At 35.6% G+C, this 23,475-nt stretch carries 21 protein-coding genes, 3 tRNA genes and 1 pseudogene; 17 read left to right on the top strand and 8 right to left on the bottom strand.

Going from position 1 to position 23,475, the window contains the following annotated elements; genetic code table 11:
- Positions 1-7: 7 nt before the first annotated feature.
- Positions 8-2,662 (bottom strand): YhgE/Pip domain-containing protein, encoded by a 2,655-nt coding sequence (locus Q4443_RS07405; RefSeq protein ID WP_049518872.1) that lies wholly within the window; start codon positions 2,660-2,662, stop codon positions 8-10.
- 128 nt (positions 2,663-2,790) lie between these two features.
- Here Q4443_RS07405 and Q4443_RS07400 point away from each other — a divergent pair, with 128 nt between their 5' ends.
- Complete coding sequence (locus Q4443_RS07400) at positions 2,791-3,333, top strand: TetR/AcrR family transcriptional regulator (protein ID WP_000665080.1); 543 nt, start codon at positions 2,791-2,793, stop codon at positions 3,331-3,333.
- Between the two features lie 35 nt (positions 3,334-3,368).
- On the opposite strand, the gene Q4443_RS07395 is transcribed toward Q4443_RS07400, so the two are convergent.
- From Q4443_RS07395 to rlmH, 7 genes are all read right to left on the bottom strand, one after another.
- A tRNA-Asn gene (locus Q4443_RS07395) sits at positions 3,369-3,442 on the bottom strand.
- Positions 3,443-3,447: 5 nt separating this feature from the next.
- Positions 3,448-3,519, bottom strand: a tRNA-Glu gene (locus Q4443_RS07390).
- A 51-nt stretch (positions 3,520-3,570) separates the two neighbouring features.
- Positions 3,571-4,323, bottom strand: coding sequence for a competence system response regulator transcription factor ComE (gene comE, locus Q4443_RS07385; RefSeq protein ID WP_049518873.1), 753 nt, complete (start codon positions 4,321-4,323; stop codon positions 3,571-3,573).
- A complete protein-coding gene (comD, locus tag Q4443_RS07380) occupies positions 4,320-5,639 on the bottom strand; it encodes a competence system sensor histidine kinase ComD (protein WP_049518874.1) in 1,320 nt (439 codons plus the stop codon). The genes comE and comD overlap by 4 nt, the downstream gene beginning before the upstream one ends.
- Positions 5,640-5,659: 20 nt before the next feature.
- Entirely contained in the window at positions 5,660-5,785 is a 126-nt protein-coding gene (comC, locus tag Q4443_RS07375) for a competence-stimulating peptide ComC (protein ID WP_008282505.1), read from the bottom strand.
- A gap of 164 nt (positions 5,786-5,949) precedes the next feature.
- A tRNA-Arg gene (locus Q4443_RS07370) sits at positions 5,950-6,023 on the bottom strand.
- A 43-nt stretch (positions 6,024-6,066) separates the two neighbouring features.
- Positions 6,067-6,546 carry a 23S rRNA (pseudouridine(1915)-N(3))-methyltransferase RlmH gene (rlmH, locus tag Q4443_RS07365; RefSeq protein WP_000694220.1) on the bottom strand — a complete coding sequence of 160 codons (480 nt, stop codon included), beginning with the start codon at positions 6,544-6,546 and terminating at the stop codon, positions 6,067-6,069.
- A 185-nt stretch (positions 6,547-6,731) separates the two neighbouring features.
- Between rlmH and Q4443_RS07360 the strand changes: the two genes are divergently transcribed.
- From Q4443_RS07360 to Q4443_RS07285, 16 genes and pseudogenes are all read left to right on the top strand, one after another.
- Positions 6,732-7,928, top strand: coding sequence for a S1C family serine protease (locus Q4443_RS07360; protein ID WP_000681800.1), 1,197 nt, complete (start codon positions 6,732-6,734; stop codon positions 7,926-7,928).
- Between the two features lie 57 nt (positions 7,929-7,985).
- A complete protein-coding gene (locus Q4443_RS07355; RefSeq protein ID WP_049518875.1) occupies positions 7,986-8,744 on the top strand; it encodes a ParB/RepB/Spo0J family partition protein in 759 nt (252 codons plus the stop codon).
- Between the two features lie 216 nt (positions 8,745-8,960).
- Positions 8,961-10,322 (top strand): chromosomal replication initiator protein DnaA, encoded by a 1,362-nt coding sequence (gene dnaA / locus Q4443_RS07350; RefSeq protein ID WP_000660625.1) that lies wholly within the window; start codon positions 8,961-8,963, stop codon positions 10,320-10,322.
- Positions 10,323-10,480: 158 nt separating this feature from the next.
- Positions 10,481-11,617 (top strand): DNA polymerase III subunit beta, encoded by a 1,137-nt coding sequence (dnaN, locus tag Q4443_RS07345; RefSeq protein WP_303408225.1) that lies wholly within the window; start codon positions 10,481-10,483, stop codon positions 11,615-11,617.
- A 64-nt stretch (positions 11,618-11,681) separates the two neighbouring features.
- A complete protein-coding gene (locus tag Q4443_RS07340; protein WP_000285184.1) occupies positions 11,682-11,876 on the top strand; it encodes a DUF951 domain-containing protein in 195 nt (64 codons plus the stop codon).
- 84 nt (positions 11,877-11,960) lie between these two features.
- A complete protein-coding gene (gene ychF / locus Q4443_RS07335) occupies positions 11,961-13,076 on the top strand; it encodes a redox-regulated ATPase YchF (protein ID WP_001218695.1) in 1,116 nt (371 codons plus the stop codon).
- Positions 13,077-13,149: 73 nt separating this feature from the next.
- Positions 13,150-13,719 (top strand): aminoacyl-tRNA hydrolase, encoded by a 570-nt coding sequence (pth, locus tag Q4443_RS07330; protein ID WP_000163918.1) that lies wholly within the window; start codon positions 13,150-13,152, stop codon positions 13,717-13,719.
- Complete coding sequence (mfd, locus tag Q4443_RS07325; RefSeq protein ID WP_049518877.1) at positions 13,720-17,223, top strand: transcription-repair coupling factor; 3,504 nt, start codon at positions 13,720-13,722, stop codon at positions 17,221-17,223. It begins immediately after the preceding gene.
- 57 nt (positions 17,224-17,280) lie between these two features.
- Positions 17,281-17,547, top strand: coding sequence for an RNA-binding S4 domain-containing protein (locus tag Q4443_RS07320; protein ID WP_001234975.1), 267 nt, complete (start codon positions 17,281-17,283; stop codon positions 17,545-17,547).
- Positions 17,540-17,908, top strand: a complete 369-nt coding sequence (locus Q4443_RS07315) for a septum formation initiator family protein (RefSeq protein WP_000041921.1) — start codon at positions 17,540-17,542, stop codon at positions 17,906-17,908. Before Q4443_RS07320 ends, Q4443_RS07315 begins: the two co-directional genes overlap by 8 nt.
- A gap of 4 nt (positions 17,909-17,912) precedes the next feature.
- Positions 17,913-18,035, top strand: a complete 123-nt coding sequence (locus tag Q4443_RS07310; protein ID WP_000429343.1) for an SP_0009 family protein — start codon at positions 17,913-17,915, stop codon at positions 18,033-18,035.
- A complete protein-coding gene (locus Q4443_RS07305) occupies positions 18,028-19,296 on the top strand; it encodes a serine hydrolase (protein WP_049518878.1) in 1,269 nt (422 codons plus the stop codon). The genes Q4443_RS07310 and Q4443_RS07305 overlap by 8 nt, the downstream gene beginning before the upstream one ends.
- Positions 19,293-20,570: a tRNA lysidine(34) synthetase TilS gene (gene tilS, locus Q4443_RS07300; RefSeq protein ID WP_049518879.1), complete on the top strand. Its 1,278-nt coding sequence runs from the start codon at positions 19,293-19,295 to the stop codon at positions 20,568-20,570. Before Q4443_RS07305 ends, tilS begins: the two co-directional genes overlap by 4 nt.
- A gap of 4 nt (positions 20,571-20,574) precedes the next feature.
- Positions 20,575-21,117, top strand: coding sequence for a hypoxanthine phosphoribosyltransferase (hpt, locus tag Q4443_RS07295; RefSeq protein WP_049518880.1), 543 nt, complete (start codon positions 20,575-20,577; stop codon positions 21,115-21,117).
- Positions 21,118-21,132: 15 nt separating this feature from the next.
- Positions 21,133-23,091 (top strand): ATP-dependent zinc metalloprotease FtsH, encoded by a 1,959-nt coding sequence (gene ftsH / locus Q4443_RS07290; RefSeq protein ID WP_049518881.1) that lies wholly within the window; start codon positions 21,133-21,135, stop codon positions 23,089-23,091.
- Between the two features lie 38 nt (positions 23,092-23,129).
- Positions 23,130-23,381, top strand: a pseudogene (locus Q4443_RS07285) (23S rRNA (uracil-5-)-methyltransferase RumA); the annotation flags it as partial.
- Between the last annotated feature and the right edge of the window lie 94 nt (positions 23,382-23,475).

Below are 23,475 nucleotides of genomic sequence, written 5' to 3'. Positions count from 1 at the left end.
AATCTTTTTAATCTTCTTCCATTTTCTTAGGTTGATAAGCTAGCATACCTAAAGCAGTAAAGAAAGCTAGAGTTATAATAAGGAAAATCACTTGATGATGAATATTTCCTGTCATAGAGATTGTTTGTCGTAAACCTGATACAGAGTAACTCATTGGTAACCAAGGATTGACACCCTTAAAGAAATCATTTGTCAAAGCAAGGGGATAGGTCCCTGCACTTGATGCTAACTGTAATAAAAGTAAAATAAGAGAGAAGAAAGCTCCTATACGGCTATTCCAAGTTGTTAAAGCTGTCACCATAGACATGAAAGCTAAACTTGTGATTACAATTAGAATCAAGGTCCTCATCTCATGGTTCGCAGTCAATCCAATAAGATGGACACCTCCATAAACTAAAACACCTGCTAAGACAGCTATAATCCCATTTATTTCAGAACGAGACTTCAACCAAGCCCAACGGCTCTCTGGATGACGTCCAGAAGGCAACTTAGCAAAAATCATATTGGTAGATATAGCAGCAACAAAAAGAGCAACTGATATCATATAAGGAGCCATGGCAATCCCATTTACAGGAACTTGGTCGTTATCTGTTTTTGAGAGAACTAGAGGTTCAGATAATGTTTCTGCATTTTTAGATTCTGTTGAAGCTGATTTGAGTTGATTATTAGCATTGCCTAATCCTTGTCCTAATGAATCAACTCCTGTCTGTAAATTTTCAAGACTAGAGGTTAAGGTTGTTCCACCATCTGCTAGTTTTCCAGCACCATCTGCAATCTTCATAGCGCCACTTCCTAGTTGAGATGCTGCAGAAAGTAACTGTGTTGATTTATCTGTTAATTGACCAGAGCCAAATTGTAATGTAGTAAGACCTGCTATCAGCTCTGGGCTCTTATTGTTCAATTGAGCAGAACCAGATGACAAACTTTCTATACCTGATACTAATTCTGGAGCTTTTCCAGCTAACGCATCTACTCCAGCTGTCAAGGTTGATGTATTTTCTGTCAACTTACTTAATCCAGAAACTAATTTATCTAGACTAGTTGTTAAACTTGTATTCTTTTCACTTAGTTGATTAGCACCAATAGAAATAGTATCCAGTCCTTTAGTATAGTTTACAACACCTTTTTCAATTGACTGACTTCCAGGAACTAACTGATTATTTACAGAAGTTTGTAATGTTGTAAATCCATTTGACAATGTTGTCAAGGAGCTAGATGCTGCAGGTAAGAGTTGATTTGCTTTCGTCTGCACATCAGATAGATTAGATACTTGTTGTTCTGAATTCTCTATACTTTCTTTTAATACTCCTACTGTCATTAAAATTGTTTTTGCCGACTCAATAGTAGAATTAGAATTTTTAGAAATAGCTTCTGTCAGTTCTTTCTTTTGTTCCTCTGTAAGAGATTGATAAGTAGCTGTTGATTGAAGGTTTGCAAGAGTTTTCTCTTGTTCTGTCTGACTTTTGGTCACAATATCCTGAGCAAGAGTTGTTAGATTTGGCAAAGCTTCTGACAATGTACTTTTCAGTTGAGTATTATCTGATATTGTAAGAGCTTGTAGTGTTTTATTTAGTTCTCCTAAGCTTGTTGCCAATTGCGCTATTTCTTCATTTTGTTGAGATGAGGACTCTAATTGGCTTGAAATTTCTTTAATACCAGTATTTAATTGCTCCATTCCATCTCTTAGTGTATCTGATTGATTGGATAATTGACTTGTTCCGTTAGAAAGTTCTTTCACACTATTTGTATAAGCATTTACACCAACTGAAAATTGATTGAGACCTGTATCCAGTTGTGAAACGCCACCTGTATAAGACTTTATACCTGTATTTAGCTGATTTACACCTGTCACCAACTCAGGAGTTTTTGAAGCTAATTGACCAAGTCCAGTGTCAACTTGTGAGACAGCATTTGTATAACTTTGTAAACCACTATTAAAAGTTCCTAAACCAATATGTAATTGCTCTATAGCAGACACATAGCTAGATAAGCCTTTTGTAAATTGATCCGCTCCATTTGAAAAAGTTACACTTGAGTTAGCTAGAGTATTAAGATTTGTTGTCAATGTTTGACTTCCCGTCACCAACTGATCGGCTCCATTAGCTAATTGTTCACTTCCTTCAGCTGCCTTATTTATTCCAGACTTCAAATCATTCATTTTTTGAAATAAAGCCTTAGTGTACGTTTCAGTAACATTAGTAGAGACGGTTTGTTTTAATTGTGTCATTGCAGAATCACTCATCTTACTTGCAATAAAGCTATGCCCACTTGACGTCTGATAATCAATCTGCATCTGTTCAGGATGATTCGTTAGGATAGAAGTAGCTTTTTCAGATAGATCACTTGGTAAAGTCACTACCATGTAGTAGTCACCATCTTCTAGTCCTTTTTCCCCTTCCTCTTCATTAACAAAGTGAAAATCTAAAGCCTTATTTTCTTTTAAATTAGACACCATGTCTTCACCAATTCTCATTGTCTGTCCATTATAAGAAGCTTCCTTATCTTTATTGACAACTGCCACAGGTAACTCCGATACTTGACCATATGGATCCCACATGGACGATAAAAATATAATGTTGTATAAAGCTGGAATGAGAGAAATCCCTATCATTACAATGATAAAGGTCGGTTTTTTAAATATTGCTTTCCATTCTTTAAACATGTTTCCTCCTTTTTTACACATATTGTCTAAAATTTTGATATAATAGATTATACATCAAAAAATCTAAATTACAAGGTAAAAAATATTTTTTTAGACACATAGTCTATTTTTGTTTACAAGGAGGAATTATGAAAGAAAGTAACAAACGTTTAAAAACAAAACGAATTATCGAAAATGCCATGGTTCAATTATTGATGGACCAGCCCTTTGATCAAATTTCTACTGTCAAGTTAGCAGAAAAAGCCGGAATTAGTCGTTCCAGCTTTTACACTCACTACAAGGATAAGTATGATATGATTGAACTCTACCAAAGTAAGCTATTTCATACCTTTGAGTATATTTTCCAAAAACATGCTCATCACAAAAGAGATGCTATTTTAGAAGTATTTGAATATTTAGAGTCTGAGCCACTCTTGGCTGCACTCTTATCTGAAAATGGGACAAAAGAAATCCAAAATTTCTTGAGAAATAAGCTTCACATTATGCTTAGCACCGACCTTCAGAAACGCTTTATGAAATTACAACTCACTCCAATAGAATTAGAATACAGCAGTATTTATCTAACAAATGCCCTATTTGGTGTTTGCCAGACTTGGATTGCTCACGGAAAAAAAGAAAGTCCGCAAGAAATGACAGACTTCCTTATGAAAATGTTAGGTGATGTCAACTAAAAAAGAACACCATTGGTGTTCTTTTTTTTATCTGACTCCGCCAGTAGGACTCGAACCTACGACATCATGATTAACAGTCATGCGCTACTACCAACTGAGCTATGGCGGATAAAATAGTCCGTACGGGATTCGAACCCGTGTTACCGCCGTGAAAAGGCGGTGTCTTAACCCCTTGACCAACGGACCATCTATCTGTAGCAGATATAACCATTATATCAATTTCTTACTAATTGTCAATCACTTTTTAGATTTTTTCTCTAGAATATCTTTTAGTTTGCGAACTTTCAAACGGGTAATCGGGCAACGATGATCTTCATAAAAGACAACTTCTAAATTCTTTCGATCAATTTCTCTCACATTTCCCACATTGACAAGGAAAGATTTATGGGAGCAATAAAATCGCTGGGTATGTTTGTCCTTTTCCTGAATATCTGTCATAGTTCCATAGAATTCTTTAGCAAAATTCTTACCAATAATCCGAAGTTTATGAGAAACTCCTGTGGTTTCGATATACAAAATGTCATGGTAAGGAATTTTCAAATCATTTCCCTTATAGTTGTAATCAAAATAGTCTACAACATCTTCGTTTTCAAGCAGCATACTCTTAGTGTAAAAAATACTCTGCTCGATACGTTTTTTGAACAATTCATCATTGATGTCTTTGTCTACAAAATCTAGAGCTGATACCTGGTATTTGTAAGTTAAGGTAGCAAATTCAGATCGACTGGTAATAAAGACAATAATAGCATAAGGATTGTGATGACGGATAAACTGAGCCACTTCAAAGCCTTTTTTCTCGATTCCATGAATATCGATATCTAGGAAATAAAGCTGATTTAATTCATCATTTTCGATATATTCCTTAAACTCACGAACTTTTCCTGTTGTCTTATATGAAATAGGAATATTCGATTCTTCCGAGATTTCATTTAATATTCTCTCTAGTCTCACTTGATGTTCAATAACATCTTCTAAAATTAATACTTTCATTCGAATTCCCTCTTAAATCTAATAATTTGTCTAAATGTGTTGTCTTCCATCTCTGTTTCTAAAATAATGTTGTCATACTTATCTAAAATCTCCTTGACATTATTAAGTCCTAGACCTCTATTTCTTCCCTTGGTAGAGAAACCTAAGGCAAATAAATCCTCTGAAGGCGTCATAGTGATTTTGCATGAATTCTGGATAACTATAACTGTTTCAAAATCCATTTTAATGACTGCAACTTCCATTTGTTTCAAATAACTATCTGCAGCACCTTCAACAGCATTGTTTAATAAAATGCTCATGATACGAACAAGATCAAGTAAATCTATTGACAGTCTAGTAATGATATCCTTTACTTCCAATGTAAACTCTACATCATTTTTTCGTGCATAGACAATCGATTGAGCAATTAAACTTCGTAAAGCAGAATCTTCTATATTATTTAAATCAAAGTAAGTATATTTTTCTGACCTCAATTTCTGATTTGCTTTTACTAAGACTTCATTGTAAACCCTGTTAATTTCTTGTAAATCTCCACTGTCAATCGCCATTTGCATGCTAACAAGCATCCCTGCATAGTCATGACGAAAACCTCGAATTTCATTATACAACTCCACAATTTCATCAGTATAAGTCTGTAAATGCTTTTGTTCAAATTTCTTTTGTTTTAGAGTAATCTCTTTTTCAATTTGAACCTTGTGAGAATTCATTGCAAAGAAAATCAATAACAAGCAAATAAAAACAATGGTTGATAAAATACTTCCGAAGCTATTTAAATGATGAGTTGTACTTACTATATCTGAAATAAACAATAAAATATGCAAACCAAAGAAAGCAACTATTACTTTTTTTAAAAAAGGGTACAGATAATCTTTATCAAAATAAGTAAGTTCTAAATGGAAATAAGTAATAATTTTTTTAATAATAAAATATGTTAGTAATAGTACTCCTAAATAAAACATCACTTCATGTTCTATCACAAAAGCATCACCTGTTATAGAGGATAGGGTTACTGATAAAAAAGTATGTGTACTATGATATAATAAAGACAATAGTAAACTGATAAACATTCCTTTATGCTTATCATACTTCTTTAAAACTACTATAGAAGTATATAGAATAAAAGGAAATATAAACTTTTCAATCCCTAACCCAGCTAATGAAATAAAGTCAAAGAAAAATTCAGCTACAGACTGATATACAAATATACAAGCTATAAATAAATATCTTTCTTTTTTAGTTACTTTACAAATTAATTCATAGCTTATTGTTAAAATAAAAATATGAAGAATAACTATTCCAAATCCTAATAAACTCATCCTATCACCCTATAATATTACTACTTTGTCCTATTTGAAAAAAGATGTTTAAAAAAGTAAGGTAGTCTTTTATCTCCACCTCGAATCTCCTGCAATTCTGCCTCTGTTACTTCTTTAAATTGTTCCAACTTTACTGTATTTTTCATAATGAAATCTCCTGTATTATTTTTTCTTGTAAGTTAACTTACACATCTATTATACAAAATGAAGACCATGTAAGAAAAAATTCTTCCCAACTGTACATTTTTGCACCTGAAACGCACTTTTTTAAGAAAAAAGCTGGGATTTATCCCAGCTTCGCATCTAAAATTGATCCCAGCAGGATTCGAACCTGCGACCGTTCGCTTAGAAGGCGAATGCTCTATCCAGCTGAGCTATGAGACCTAACATGACCATTCTATCAAAAAACAAGAGCTAAGTCAATCTTCTATTTGTGGTAAGGAGAACCCTGTTGAATTGTAAAAGCACGGTAAATTTGTTCAACTAAAACTAATCTCATTAACTGATGTGGTAATGTCAGACGTCCAAAACTGACAGAAAGATTGGCCCTATTTTTTACAACAGGAGCTAGACCCAAACTTCCTCCAATGATAAAAGTAAGCGTTGAGTAGCCTTTTATAGAAGCTTGCTCTAGTTGCTTACTCAATTCCTCTGAGGAGAGTGTTTTTCCTTCAATGGCTAGTACAACGACAAAGTCTCTTTCTCCAACCTTAGAAAGAATTCTTTCACCTTCTGTTTCCAAGATTTTTTGATTTTCTAATTCACTGGCTTTGTCAGGTGTCTTCTCATCAGTGAGCTCAATCATTTCTAATTTGGCGAAACGTGAAATTCGTTTGGTATATTCAGCAATACCATCTTTAAGGTATTTTTCTTTTAATTTTCCCACTGTTACAATTTTTATTTTCATTCTTCTATTCTATCATATCCACACTTCATTTCACATCTTATACACACAAAAATCATTCAAAATTACTAGTGAATTCACAGAATAAAGTAAGTTATCCACAACTTGTGTAAAACTTTAAGCTTTTAAGTTTGGATTAAGTTAATAGTTTTATAATCTGAGTAAATAAATAACAAACGGAGGCGTTTATGAAACACTTACAAAAATTTTACAAAAAAGGAGTTAAAGTTCTTGCAATCATTCTAATCGGATTTTTAAGTGGTGCCTTAGGAAGTTTCGTAACATTGCAACTTTATCAAAAACAAGGAAATCAAGCTACGAATAATAATTCTGGCACTGTCACTCAAACATCCTATAAAAATGAAAATTCAACCACTCAAGCAGTAAATAAAGTTAAGGATGCTGTTGTCTCAATCATTACTTATTCTTCTTCTAGCAGTAGACAAAGTAGTGTATTTAATGCTGATGACACTAACTCTGATTCAGACAATCAACAAATCGCAAGTGAGGGATCAGGTGTCATCTATAAAAAGGATGATAAAGATGCCTATCTTGTAACTAATACTCACGTTATCAATGGAGCTTCAAAAGTTGATATCCGCTTAGCAGATGGTACCAAGGTTCCTGGTGAAATTGTCGGATCTGATACCTTCTCTGATATTGCTGTCGTTAAAATTTCTTCAGAAAAAGTTACAACAGTGGCAGAATTTGGGGATTCAAGTCAACTTAGTGTTGGAGAAACAGCGATTGCTATCGGTAGTCCTCTAGGTTCAGAATATGCTAATACAGTTACACAGGGGATTATTTCAAGTCTTAATCGAAATGTTTCTCTAAAATCTGAAGATGGTCAAGCTATTTCAACAAAAGCCATTCAAACAGATACAGCCATTAACCCTGGTAACTCTGGTGGTCCACTTGTAAACATTCAAGGACAAGTAATTGGTATTACATCAAGTAAAATTGCAAGTAATGGTGGAACATCTGTAGAAGGTCTTGGTTTTGCAATTCCTTCAAACGATGCACAAAATATCATTAAACAGCTTGAAAGTGATGGTAAAGTAACTCGTCCTGCTCTTGGAATTCAAATGGTTAATCTATCAAATGTTGGAGCTAGTGATCTTAGAAAACTTAACATTCCAAGTGGTCTCACTTCAGGTGTAGTTGTTCGATCTGTTCAAAACAATATGCCAGCAAATGGACATCTTCAAAAATATGATGTCATTACCAAAGTTGATGACAAAGAGATTGCCTCATCAACAGACCTACAACATGCTCTTTACAATCATGCTATCGGAGATACTATCAAAGTAACCTACTACCGTAACGGTAAGGAGGAAACAACCTCAATTAAACTAGATAAGAATTCTAGTGATTTAGAGTCTTAATTGACATCAGTGTAAAGAAAACTTTACAGAAAGTAAAAGATATGTTAGTGTAGAATCATGGAAAAATTTGAAATGATTTCTATCTCTGAAATACAAAAGAATCCTTACCAACCTCGAAAAGAATTTGATGTAGAAAAATTAAAGGAATTGGCTCAGTCAATCAAAGAAAATGGGCTCATCCAACCAATCATCGTTCGTCAATCTCCTGTAATTGGTTATGAAATCCTTGCAGGAGAGAGACGATATCGGGCTTCTCTCTTAGCTGGTCTTACTTCTATTCCAGCCGTTGTAAAGCACCTCTCAGATCAGGAAATGATGATCCAATCTATCATTGAGAATTTGCAGAGAGAAAATTTAAATCCTATTGAAGAAGCACGCGCCTACGAATCTTTAGTAGAAAAAGGATTTACTCACACTGAGATAGCGGATAAAATGGGGAAATCTCGTCCTTATATCACTAATTTTATTCGTTTACTTTCCCTACCAGAATATATCTTAACTGAAGTAGAAAATGGAAAAATGTCTCAAGCGCATGCACGTTCACTAGTTGGTTTGGACAAAGAGCAGCAAGACTATTTCTTTCAACTAATTAAAAATGAAGACATCTCTGTGAGAAAGCTAGAAGCACTTCTTACAGAGAAAAAACACAAGAAGCAAAAAAAAAGTGATTCTTTCATCAAAGACGAAGAAGATAAATTAAAAAAACTACTCGGTTTAAGTGTAGAAATTAAACTTTCAAAAAAAGATACCGGAAAGATTATTATCTCCTTTTCAAGTCAAGAAGAATACGATAGAATTATTAACAGCCTGAAATAAGGCTGTTCTTTTATTTTCTCAACCCACAAATTTATCCACCATTTTTTTTATCAAAAAGCCTACTAAATCAAGGATTTTTCTATTTATCCCCAACCTGTGGATAAACACTGCTAACATTGTGGATTCTTTTCCCCAATCTGTGGAAAAATCCTACTATCTATGGTAAAATAAGTCTAGCACTAAACTACTAAAATCATAGTAAAGGAGGAAAACTAGTTGAAAGAAAAGCAATTTTGGAATCGTATTTTAGAATTTGCTCAAGAAAGATTGACTCGATCTATGTATGATTTCTATGCTACACCTGCTGAACTCATCAAAGTAGAAGAAAATACAGCTACTATATTTCTACCGAGATCAGAGATGGAAATGGTGTGGGAAAAGCAATTAAAAGATATTATCATTGCTGCTGGTTTTGAAATTTATGATTCTGAAATCAAACCTCACTATATTTTCACTAAACCTCAGAGTACAGAATCTCCTCAAGTAAATGATACGAATAGTGTCTCTACTTACGATTACACACCTGCACTACCAACGATTCCCTATTCCGAAACAGGGTTAAAAGAAAAATATACCTTTGATAACTTTATTCAAGGTGATGGTAATGTTTGGGCGGTGTCTGCTGCACTAGCTGTATCTGAAGATTTAGCTCTGACTTATAATCCTCTTTTCATCTATGGAGGACCTGGTCTTGGAAAGACTCACTTACTCAATGCGATTGGAAATGAGATTTTGAAAAATATTCCTGATGCGCGTGTCAAGTACATTCCTGCCGAAAGTTTTATCAATGACTTTCTTGAACACTTGCGACTTGGGGAAATGGAAAAGTTCAAAAAGACTTACCGTAGCCTTGATCTCTTATTGATCGATGATATCCAATCTCTCAGTGGCAAAAAAGTCGCGACCCAGGAAGAATTTTTCAATACCTTCAATGCTCTTCATGATAAGCAGAAACAGATTGTCCTAACCAGTGATCGAAGTCCTAAACACCTAGAAGGACTTGAAGAGAGACTTGTCACACGCTTTAGCTGGGGATTGACGCAAAATATCACTCCTCCTGACTTTGAGACACGTATCGCCATTCTTCAAAGTAAAACAGAGCACTTGGATTACCATTTCCAAAGTGATACTCTAGAATACTTGGCTGGCCAATTTGATTCAAATGTTCGAGAATTGGAAGGAGCAATCAACGATATCACTTTAATTGCCAGAGTGAAGAAGATTAAGGATATTACTATTGATATTGCTGCGGAAGCTATTAGAGCACGTAAGCAAGACGCCCGCCAGATACTTGTTATTCCAATTGAGAAAATCCAAACTGAAGTTGGTAATTTTTATGGAGTGAGTGTTAAAGAAATGAAGGGGACGAGACGAGTTCAAAACATCGTTTTAGCGCGTCAAGTTGCCATGTACCTAGCTAGAGAACTGACAGATAACAGTCTTCCGAAAATCGGAAAAGAATTTGGCGGAAAGGATCACACCACCGTTATTCATGCCCATGCTAAAATTAAATCATTGATTGACGAAGACGATAATTTACGTTTAGAAATAGAAGCAATCAAAAAGAAAATTAAGTAGCTTGTGGATAAATTTTCCTTTCTTATCTTTTTTATCCACATTTTTTAAACAAGCTTAGAAGCTTAAGTTTACTAAATAGCACTCAGTTTTCCACAGAATTCACAAACTCTATTATTACTATTAACTTTCTAATACTAAAAATAAATAAAGGAGAATCCATGATTCATTTTTCAATTAATAAAAATTTATTTCTACAAGCCTTAAATACCACAAAACGAGCAATAAGCTCTAAAAATGCTATTCCAATTTTATCAACAATCAAAATTGACGTTACCAATGAAGGGATTACTTTAATTGGCTCAAACGGTCAAATTTCTATTGAAAATTTCATTTCTCAAAAGAATGAGGATACTGGTCTTTTGATCACTTCTTTGGGTTCGATTCTTCTTGAAGCTTCTTTCTTTATCAATGTTGTATCTAGTCTTCCAGATGTAACGCTAGATTTCAAAGAGATTGAACAAAAACAAATTGTCTTAACCAGTGGGAAATCAGAAATTACCCTAAAAGGAAAAGATAGCGAACAGTACCCACGAATCCAAGAAATTTCAGCAAGCACTCCTTTGGTTCTTGAAACAAAACTGCTCAAGAAAATTATCAATGAAACAGCATTTGCTGCAAGTACGCAAGAAAGTCGTCCCATCTTAACAGGTGTTCATTTTGTATTGAGCCAACACAAGGAACTAAAAACAGTTGCGACAGACTCACACCGCCTTAGCCAGAAGAAATTGACTCTTGAAAAAAATGGAGATGATTTCGATGTGGTAATTCCTAGTCGTTCTCTCCGCGAATTTTCAGCGGTATTTACAGATGATATTGAAACTGTAGAGATTTTCTTTGCAAATAATCAAATCCTCTTTAGAAGCGAAAATATTAGCTTCTACACTCGTCTCCTAGAAGGGAACTATCCTGATACGGATCGTTTGATTCCAACAGACTTTAACACTACAATTACTTTTGATGTGGTTAATTTGCGTCAATCTATGGAGCGTGCACGTCTCTTATCAAGTGCGACTCAAAATGGTACTGTGAAGCTTGAAATTAAAGGTGGAGTTGTTAGCGCCCATGTTCACTCTCCAGAAGTTGGTAAAGTAAACGAAGAAATCGATACGGAACAGGTGACTGGTGATGATTTAACTATTAGTTTCAACCCAACTTACTTGATTGATTCTCTCAAGGCTTTAAATAGCGAAAAGGTAACTATTAGCTTTATCTCAGCTGTTCGTCCATTTACTCTTGTGCCAGCAGATACTGACGAAGACTTCATACAGCTCATCACACCAGTTCGTACAAATTAAGTTAAAGAGGTTGAGCCTGGCTCGCCTCTTTTATGATATAATCAAAAAAGAAAAGGAGAGTAGTATGTATCAAGTTGGAAATTTTGTTGAGATGAAAAAACCACATGCTTGCACAATTAAATCAACAGGAAAAAAAGCTAATCGTTGGGAAATTACACGCGTAGGGGCAGATATCAAAATCAAATGTAGCAATTGTGACCACCTTGTCATGATGAGTCGCTATGATTTTGAACGAAAAATGAATAAGATTATTGACTAAGAACCCTTAGTTAGAGGGTTAGCAAGTTTTCCCTTTTTGTGTTATAATGTTAGGGATTGAAATGAGAACGGAGAATGAGAAACTATGGCTTTAACAGCAGGTATCGTTGGTTTGCCAAACGTTGGTAAATCAACCCTTTTTAATGCAATTACAAAAGCAGGAGCAGAGGCGGCAAACTACCCATTTGCGACTATTGATCCAAACGTTGGGATGGTGGAAGTTCCAGATGAACGCCTACAAAAACTAACGGAAATGATTACACCTAAAAAGACAGTTCCAACAACCTTTGAATTTACAGATATTGCAGGGATTGTAAAAGGAGCATCAAAAGGAGAAGGGCTAGGAAATAAATTCTTGGCTAACATCCGTGAAGTAGATGCGATTGTTCATGTTGTGCGTGCATTTGATGATGAAAATGTTATGCGTGAGCAAGGACGTGAAGACGCCTTTGTGGATCCACTTGCAGATATTGATACCATTAACTTGGAGTTGATTCTTGCTGACTTAGAATCAGTTAATAAACGCTATGCGCGTGTAGAAAAGATGGCACGTACGCAAAAAGATAAAGAATCAGTTGCAGAATTCAACGTTCTTCAAAAAATCAAACCTGTCCTTGAAGATGGAAAATCAGCACGTACTATTGAATTTACAGATGAAGAACAAAAGGTTGTCAAAGGTCTCTTCCTTTTGACCACTAAACCAGTTCTTTATGTTGCTAATGTGGATGAGGATGTTGTTGGAGACCCAGATTCTATCGAATATGTGAAGAAAATTCGTGAATTTGCAGCGACAGAAAATGCTGAAGTAGTCGTTATTTCCGCGCGTGCTGAGGAAGAAATTTCTGAGTTAGACGATGAGGATAAGCAAGAGTTTCTTGAAGCACTTGGCTTGACAGAATCAGGCGTTGACAAGTTGACTCGTGCAGCCTATCACTTGCTTGGGCTTGGAACTTACTTCACAGCTGGTGAAAAAGAAGTCCGTGCTTGGACCTTTAAGCGAGGGATGAAAGCTCCTCAAGCAGCTGGTATTATCCACTCAGACTTTGAAAAAGGGTTTATTCGTGCAGTAACAATGTCATATGAGGATCTAGTGAAATATGGATCTGAAAAGGCTGTAAAAGAAGCTGGGCGCTTGCGTGAAGAAGGAAAAGAATATATCGTTCAAGATGGCGATATCATGGAATTCCGCTTTAACGTTTAATAATATTTAATAAATAGTGTCAATTAGGTTGGAAAAAAATTCCAACCCTTTTGGCTTTTGAAAGGAAAAATAAATGACCAAATTACTTGTAGGATTGGGAAATCCAGGGGATAAATATTTTGAAACCAAGCACAACGTTGGATTTATGTTGATTGACCAATTGGCTAAAAAACAAAATGTCACCTTTACACATGACAAGATATTTCAAGCTGACCTAGCTTCTTTTTTCTTCAATGGAGAAAAAATTTATCTCGTCAAACCAACAACATTTATGAACGAAAGTGGAAAAGCGGTTCATGCTTTATTGACTTACTATGGTTTGGATATTGAAGATTTACTCGTTATTTACGACGATCTTGACATGGAAGTTGGGAAAATTCGTTTAAGAGCAAAGGGGTCAGCTGGTGGTCATAATGGTATCAAGTCTATTATTCAACATATAGGTACTCAGATATTTAACCGTGTTAAAATAGGTATTGGAAGACCTAAAAAAGGCATGTCCGTTGTTCATCATGTTTTAAGTAAGTTTGATCAGGATGACTATGTGGGTATTTTACAGTCCATTGACAAGGTTGACGATGCTGTAAACTACTATTTACAAGAGAAAAACTTTGAGAAAACAATGCAGAGGTATAACGGCTAAATGGTGACTTTATTAGATTTATTCTCAGAAAATGACCAGATAAAAAAATGGCATCAAAATCTGATAGATAAGAAAAGACAACTAATACTTGGTTTATCAACGTCTACCAAGGCTATTGCAATTGCAAGCAGTCTAGAAAAAGAAAATAAGATTGTGTTACTGACTTCAACTTATGGAGAAGCAGAACGAATTATCAGTGATCTTCTTTCTCTCTTAGGAGAGGAACTTGTCTATCCATTTTTGGTTGATGACTCTCCTATGGTAGAGTTTTTGATGTCTTCACAAGAAAAAATCATTTCGCGGGTTGAGGCCTTGCGTTTTTTGAGTGATCCGTCTAAGAAAGGGATTTTAGTTTGTAATATCGCAGCGAGTCGGTTAATTTTACCCTCTCCGACTAGATTTAAAGAAAGTACTATAAAAATTGCAGTTGGCGAAGAATATGACCAACACGAGCTACTTCACCAGTTAAAGGAAATTGGCTATCGAAAAGTTACTCAAGTACGGACACAAGGTGAGTTTAGTATTCGAGGAGATATTTTAGATATTTTTGAGATGTCTCAGTTAGAACCTTTCCGAATCGAGTTTTTTGGCGATGAAGTAGATGGTATTCGTACTTTTGAAGTCGAAACACAATTATCGAAAGAAAATCAGATAAACCTCACTATCTTTCCAGCTAGCGACATACTTTTGAGAGAAAAAGATTATCAACGAGGACAGTCAGCTTTAGAAAAGCAAATTTCAAAGACTCTATCACCAATTTTAAAATCATATTTGGAAGAGATTTTGTCAAGTTTTCATCAAAAACAAGTACATTCAGATAGTCGAAAGTTTTTGTCCTTATGTTACGATGAAACATGGACTGTATTTGATTATATTGAAAAAGATACACCAGTATTCTTTGATGACTATCAAAAATTGATGAATCAGTATGAATCCTTTGAAAGAGAATTAGCACAATACTTTACAGAAGATTTACAGAATGGTAAATCATTTTCTGGGATGCAGTATTTTGCAGATACAGAGCAAACCTATAAAAAACAAAGTCCAGTTACCTTTTTCTCCAATCTGCAAAAGGGCTTAGGAAATCTTAAGTTTGATCACATTTATCAATTTAATCAATACCCCATGCAAGAGTTTTTCAATCAATTTTCATTTTTAAAAGAAGAAATTGAGCGATACAAAAAAATGAACTACACTATTATTTTGCAGTCTAGCAATTCAATGGGAAGTAAGACGTTGGAAGATGTTTTAGAGGAATATCAGATCAAATTGGATTCCAGAGATAAGTCAAGTATCTGTAAAGAATCTGTAAACTTGATTGAGGGTAATCTAAGACATGGTTTTCACTTTGTAGATGAAAAAATTCTCTTGATTACTGAACATGAGATTTTTCAAAAGAAATTAAAACGTCGTTTTAGAAGACAACATGTGTCAAATGCGGAGCGATTGAAAGATTATAATGAACTTGAAAAAGGGGACTACGTTGTTCACCATATCCATGGAATTGGTCAATATCTAGGAATTGAAACAATTGAAATCAAAGGGATTCACCGTGATTATGTCAGTGTTCAATATCAAAATGGGGATCAAATCTCCATCCCAGTAGAGCAGATTCAGTTACTGTCAAAATATGTTTCAAGTGATGGAAAAGCTCCAAAACTTAATAAATTAAATGATGGTCATTTCAAAAAGGCCAAGCAAAAAGTTAAGAACCAGGTAGAGGATATAGCTGACGATTTAATTAAGCTTTATTCTGAGCGTAGTCAGTTGAAGGGATTTGCTTTCTCAGCTGATGATGATGAGCAACATGCTTTTGATGATGCCTTCCCTTATGTTGAAACGGATGATCAACTTCGCAGTATTGAGGAAATCAAGAGAGATATGCAGGATTCTCATCCCATGGATCGACTTTTGGTTGGAGATGTTGGTTTTGGGAAGACTGAGGTTGCAATGCGTGCTGCTTTTAAGGCAGTCAATGATCACAAACAGGTGGTCGTTCTAGTTCCAACGACGGTTTTAGCGCAACAGCACTATACGAATTTTAAGGAACGATTCCAAAATTTTGCTGTTAATATTGATGTGTTGAGTCGCTTTAGAAGTAAAAAAGAGCAGGCAGAAACACTTGAAAAACTAAAGAATGGTCAAGTCGATATTTTGATTGGAACGCATCGTGTTTTGTCAAAAGATGTTGTGTTTTCAGATTTGGGATTGATGATTATTGATGAGGAACAACGATTTGGTGTCAAGCATAAGGAAACTTTGAAAGAACTGAAAAAACAAGTAGATGTTCTAACCTTGACAGCAACGCCAATCCCTCGTACTCTCCACATGTCTATGCTGGGAATCCGAGATTTGTCTGTTATTGAAACTCCTCCAACCAATCGCTATCCTGTTCAAACCTATGTATTAGAGAAGAATGATAGTGTCATTCGTGATGCTGTCTTGCGTGAAATGGAGCGTGGAGGTCAAATTTACTATCTTTACAATAAGGTTGACACGATTGACCAGAAGGTTTCGGAATTACAGGAGTTGATTCCAGAGGCTTCGATTGGGTATGTTCATGGACAAATGAGTGAAATTCAGTTGGAAAATACTCTACTTGATTTCATTGAAGGTCAGTATGATATTTTGGTGACGACTACTATTATTGAGACAGGGGTAGATATTCCAAATGCCAATACCTTATTTATTGAAAATGCAGACCATATGGGTTTGTCAACCTTGTATCAATTAAGAGGAAGAGTCGGTCGTAGTAATCGTATTGCTTATGCCTATCTCATGTATCGTCCAGAAAAATCAATCAGTGAAGTCTCTGAAAAGAGATTAGAAGCGATTAAGGGATTTACAGAATTAGGCTCAGGATTTAAGATTGCGATGCGAGATCTTTCGATTCGTGGAGCAGGAAATCTCCTAGGAAAATCGCAGTCTGGTTTCATTGATTCTGTTGGTTTTGAATTGTATTCACAGTTATTAGAGGAAGCTATTGCTAAACGGAACGGTAATGGGAATAAAAGAATCAAAGGAAATGCTGAGTTGATTTTACAAATTGATGCTTATCTTCCTGATACTTATATTTCTGACCAACGACATAAGATTGAAATTTACAAGAAAATTCGTCAAATTGACAATCGTGTCAACTATGAAGAACTACAAGAAGAGTTGATGGACCGCTTTGGAGAATACCCAGACGTAGTAGCATACCTTTTAGAGATTGGTTTGGTCAAGTCATATTTTGACAAGGTATTTGTAGAACGTGTGGAAAGAAAAGAAAATAAGATTACAGTTCAATTTGAAAAAGTCACTCAACGACTATTCTTGGCTCAAGATTATTTTAAAGCCTTATCCGCAACGAACTTAAAAGCAGCCATAGCTGAGAATAAGGGATTAATGGAAGTTGTATTCGATGTCCGAAACAAGAAGGATTATGAAATTTTAGAAGGTTTGCTGATTTTTGGAGAAAGTTTATTAGAGATAAAAGAATCAAAGGAAGCAAATCTCATTTAACATTTTTCTTCTATAAAAAGGATAAAAATGGTACAATAATAATTTGAGGTAATAAAAATGAGATTAGACAAGTATTTAAAAGTATCACGAATTATTAAGCGCCGCACAGTCGCAAAAGAAGTAGCAGATAAAGGTAGAATCAAGGTGAACGGAATCTTGGCCAAAAGTTCAACGGATTTGAAAGTTGATGACCAAGTTGAAATTCGCTTTGGAAATAAGTTGTTGCTTGTTAAAGTACTAGAAATGAAAGATAGTACAAAAAAAGAAGACGCAGCAGGCATGTATGAAATTCTCAGTGAAACACGGGTAGAAGAAAATGTCTAAAAATATTGTACAGATGAATAATTCTTTTATTCAAAATGAACATCAACGTCGTCGTTACCTGATGAAGGAGAGACAAAAACGAAATCGTTTTATGGGTTGGGTCCTTATTTTGATGATCTTGTTGTTTATTTTACCAACTTATAACTTGGCTCAAAGCTATGATCAGTTACTGCAACGCCGTCAGCAATTGACAGAGTTGAAAGAGCAGTACCAAAATCTTAGTGACGAAAAGGATAAGGAATCTGCTTTTGCTGCAAAGTTGAAAGATGAAGACTATGTAGCAAAATATGCACGCGCCAAGTACTATTACTCAAAGAAACGAGAAGCAATTTACACAATTCCTGATTTGCTTCCGAGGTAATGTCATGGAAAATTTATTGGAAGTTGTTGAGCAATTTCTAAGTTTATCAGATGAAAAATTAGAGGAATTGGCAGCTAAAAACCATTTATTACGATTACAAGAAGAAAGGGAAGAGAAGAATGCGTAAGTTCTTAGTAGTTTTATTGCTACCTGCTTTTATCATAACCTCAAGAGTAGTTAGCACAGAAAAACAGCTTCCTTACTCTTCGCAAGAAATTTATTATCTAACTGAGTCTGATTATGGATTCTACTATAAAGAAACTCTGAAATCCCCAATGGTATATGGAGAAACAGCAGTCTATGCTAATGAGGATCTTGTCAAGGAGTCTGGTAAATTAACTCCTGGAACCACCTTTAAAATCGTAGAATGGTGTTTGAATAGACAAGGTGTTCCTGTTTTTAAATTAGATAATCACCAGTTTATCCTTGCAGATAAGCGCTTGGTCTATGATCAAAGTCAAGTTCAAACTCAAAATAGACAAGTATGGTTGGAGCCAGGGTTTGTTATCTATAACAGCCCTTATGACACTAAAGAAATTTCTTCATCCCTCTCTCCCTATCAACGCGTAACGGTGGATAGAGCTCTCTTTGCTGAGGGACAAGAATTTCTTCATATCGATCAAGTTGGGTGGGTATCAAAAGAGTTCACCTCAGAAGAAGACAATCGCATCCAGAAGGTTCAAGAAGTTTTATCAAGCAACTATCAGAATGAAAATTATTCTATTTATGTTAAACAACTGACTACAGGTAAAGAGGCTGGGGTGAATGAAGACAGCAAACTTTATGCAGCTAGCATCTTGAAACTAGCCTATCTTTATTATGCTCAAGATAAGATAAATCAAGGAGAGTATACGCTAGACAGTAGCTTCAAGTATATCTCAGAAGTAAATAGTTTCCCTGGGTCCTATAAACCAGAAGGTAGTGGTAGCTTACCTAAAAAAGAAGATAACAAAGAATACAGTCTTCAACAGTTAATTACCAAGGTAACAAAAGAGTCTGATAATGTTGCTCATAATATTTTAGGTTATTACGTGACCAATCAATCTGACGGGGCTTTCAAAGAAAAAATGTCCACCATTATGGGCGAAGATTGGGATGTGAATGATAAATTGACTTCTTCAAAAATGGCTGGAAAAGTCATGGAAGCTATTTATAATCAGAATGGTTTTGTCTTAGAGTCTCTGAGCAAGACTGATTTTGACAACCAACGAATCGCAAAAGGTGTTTCGGTTAAGGTAGCTCATAAAATTGGAGATGCCGACGAGTTTAAACATGACACTGCCATTGTTTATACGGATTCTCCTTTCGTTCTTTCCATTTTCACCAAAAATTCTGATTATGATACTATTGCTAAGATAGCTAAGGATGTCTATGAGGTTCTAAAATGAGGGACCAGGATTTTTTAAATCATTTTCTCCAAAAAGAGTATTTCAAAAAACATTCGAAAGTCGTGTTAGCTTTGTCTGGCGGACTGGATTCAATGTTTTTATTCCAGCTATTGTCTACTTATCAAAATGAGTTAGAAATTGAGTTGATTTTAGCACATGTCAATCACAAGCAGAGAAGGGAGTCTGACTGGGAGGAAAATGAACTAAGGAAGTTAGCTGATGTAGCTGAACTTCCTATTTATATCACAAGCTTTTCAGGAGACTTTTCAGAAGCGCGTGCTCGAAAGTTTCGTTATGATTTTTTTAGGAAAATCATGAAAGAGGTTGGAGCAACTGCCTTGGTTACTGCCCACCATGCAGATGATCAAGTTGAAACGATTTTGATGCGCTTGATTCGAGGTAGTAGACTAGGTCATTTAACAGGAATAAAAGAAAGTCAAGTAGTTGATGAAATTGAAATCATTCGTCCATTGTTGCCTTTTCATAAAAAGGATTTTCCACCAATTTTTCATTTCGAAGATCAAACAAATCAGGAAAATACCTATTTTCGCAATCGCATTCGGAATAGGTATATACCAGAGCTTGAAAAAGAAAATCCTCGTCTTAAATCCGCCCTTTTAGATTTAGGAAGGGAAATTTCAGATTACCAAGCAACAATAACGGAGCTTTCGAAACAAATTGATGTGGAAGATTTGAATGAGCTATTTTCATACTCTCAACAAACTCAAGGAATATTGCTCCAGAACTATCTTAATCAATTTCCAGACTTAAATCTGACAAAGGCTCAGTTTGCTGAACTTCAACAGATTTTAGCAAGGAAAAGCCAGTATCGCCATTCTCTTAAAAATGGTTATGAATTGATAAAGGAGTATCAGAATTTTCGAGTTTGCAAAATCAGTCCACAGGCTGATGAAAAGGAAGATGAACTTGTGTTACACTATCAAAATCAAGTTCGATATATGGGCTATTTATTTTCCTTTGGTATCCCTATTGAAGGGGATTTTGTTCAAAAAGTAACAGTTTCACGGGAAACATCTGTACATATTAGATGTCGAAAACCTGGCGATATTATTATCCTAAATGGTCATCGAAAGAAACTGAGACGTTTATTTATAGATTTGAAAATCCCTATTGAAAAACGAAAAACAATCCCTATTATTGAGCAATTTGGAGAAATTGTCTCAATTTTAGGAATTGCGACCAGTGATTTGAGTAAAAACACGAAAAATGATATAATGAACACTGTAATTTATATAGAAAAAATAGATAGGTAAAAAGATGTTAGAACACGATATTAAAAAAATCCTCGTTTCACATGATGAAATTACAGAAGCAGCTAAAAAGCTAGGTGCACAATTAACAAAAGAATATGAGGGGGAAAATCCAATTCTTATTGGAATTCTAAAAGGATCGATTCCTTTTATGGCTGAATTGGTCAAACATATTGATACGCATATTGAGATGGACTTCATGATGGTATCTAGTTACCATGGTGGAACAGCAAGTAGTGGTGTCATCAATATCAAGCAAGACGTGACTCAAGATATCAAAGGAAGACATGTCTTATTTGTAGAGGATATCATCGATACAGGTCAAACTTTGAAGAATTTGAGAGATATGTTTATTGCAAGAGAAGCAGCTTCTGTTAAAATCGCGACTTTGTTGGACAAACCAGATGGACGCGTTGTTGAAATTGAGGCGGATTATACTTGTTTTACTATTCCAAATGAGTTTGTAGTAGGTTATGGTCTAGATTATAAAGAAAATTATCGTAACCTTCCTTATGTCGGAGTATTGAAAGAAGAAGTTTATTCAAATTAGAAAGATCTATCTTTAATGAAAAAACAAAATAATGGTTTAGTTAGAAATCCATTTCTATACTTGTTAATTATCTTCTTCCTTGTGACAGGATTCCAGTATTTTTACTCTGGAAATACTGCTGGACGAAGCGAAAAAATTAACTATACAGAATTGGTAAAAGAAATTACAGCAGACAATGTAAAAGAATTAACCTATCAGCCAAATGGTAGCATTATTGAAGTGTCTGGTATTTATAAAAATCCTAAGACTAGTAAAGAAGAAACAGGAATTCAATTTTTCCCTCCTACAGCTACAACAGTAGAAAGATTCTCAAGTACTATCCTTCCGTCTGATTCAACAGTGTCAGAATTGCAAAAACTTGCTTCTGAACATCAGGCAGAAGTAACAGTCAAACATGAGAGTTCAAGCGGTATGTGGATCAATATCCTTGTGTCTGTTGTCCCATTTGCTATTCTCTTCTTCTTCCTATTCTCTATGATGGGAAATATGGGAGGAAATAGTGGCCGAAATCCAATGAGTTTTGGACGTAGCAAGGCCAAAGCTGCTAACAAAGAAGATATCAAGGTACGATTTTCAGATGTTGCAGGTGCCGAGGAAGAAAAACAAGAATTAGTTGAAGTTGTTGAATTCCTAAAAGATCCAAAACGATTTACCAAACTTGGTGCGCGTATTCCTGCGGGTGTTCTTTTAGAGGGACCTCCGGGAACAGGTAAGACCTTACTTGCTAAGGCGGTTGCTGGAGAAGCAGGAGTTCCATTCTTTAGCATCTCAGGATCGGACTTTGTAGAAATGTTTGTCGGAGTTGGGGCTAGCCGAGTTCGTTCACTTTTTGAGGATGCAAAAAAAGCAGCGCCAGCCATCATCTTTATCGATGAAATTGATGCCGTTGGTCGCCAACGTGGTGTCGGTCTTGGTGGAGGTAATGATGAACGTGAACAAACCTTGAACCAACTCTTGATTGAGATGGATGGTTTTGAGGGAAATGAAGGAATTATTGTTATCGCTGCGACGAACCGTTCAGATGTTCTAGATCCAGCTCTTCTCCGTCCAGGACGTTTTGATAGAAAAGTCTTAGTTGGTCGCCCTGATGTTAAAGGTCGTGAAGCAATCTTGAAAGTTCACGCTAAAAATAAACCTCTGGCAGACGATGTGGATTTGAAACTAGTTGCCCAACAAACTCCAGGTTTTGTGGGAGCTGACTTGGAAAATGTTCTAAATGAGGCAGCCTTGGTTGCAGCCCGTCGCAACAAGTCAGTCATTGATGCTTCAGATATTGATGAGGCAGAAGACAGAGTGATTGCTGGACCATCTAAGAAGGATAAAACAGTATCACAAAGAGAACGGGAATTGGTTGCTTATCATGAGGCTGGACATACTATTGTTGGTTTAGTCTTGTCAAATGCCCGTGTTGTTCATAAAGTTACCATTGTACCACGTGGACGTGCAGGTGGTTACATGATTGCGCTTCCGAAAGAGGATCAAATGCTTCTATCTAAGGAAGACATGAAAGAACAATTAGCAGGTTTGATGGGTGGTCGTGTAGCTGAAGAGATTATCTTTAATGTCCAAACGACAGGAGCTTCAAATGACTTTGAACAAGCTACACAGATGGCGCGTGCAATGGTCACTGAATACGGTATGAGTGAAAAACTTGGCCCAGTTCAATACGAAGGTAATCATGCTATGTTTGGTGCACAAAGTCCTCAAAAATCAATTTCAGAACAAACAGCCTATGAGATTGACGAGGAAGTTCGTTCATTATTAAATGAGGCACGAAACAAAGCAGCTGAAATCATCCAATCAAATCGTGAAACTCATAAGTTGATTGCAGAAGCATTGTTGAAATACGAAACATTAGATAGTACACAGATTAAATCTCTTTACGAAACAGGGAAAATGCCTGAGACAGTAGAAGAGGAATCCCATGCACTATCTTATGATGAAGTAAAATCAAAAATGAGTGAAGAAAAATAAATTTAGAGAGGTTCAACCTCTCTTTTATGTTCTAATGTGATGGCTACCGAGCGGATGCCTTGATAGTTGACCCTCCTCGAACGGGTTTAGATGACAAGTTATTAGATACGATCCTAACCTATGTTCCAGACAAAATGGTCTATGTATCCTGCAATGTTTCGACCTTAGCGCGAGATTTGGTTAAACTAGTAAAAGTCTATGACCTCCAGTATATCCAGTCGGTCGATATGTTTCCCCACACTGCACGGACAGAAGCAGTGGTTAAATTAGTGAAGAAAAGAAAAAATTAACTTCACTGAAAAAAGTCCTTGACAAAGGTAAAAAAGTAGGTATAATAGAAAGAGTTGAAAAGCTCAGGTCCGTTGGTCAAGGGGTTAAGACACC

This window comes from Streptococcus sp. GP0011 (assembly GCF_030546305.1).
GTDB lineage: Bacteria > Bacillota > Bacilli > Lactobacillales > Streptococcaceae > Streptococcus.
Note: the sequence above shows the minus strand (reverse complement) of the source record. Positions and strands in the feature narration are given on the sequence as shown.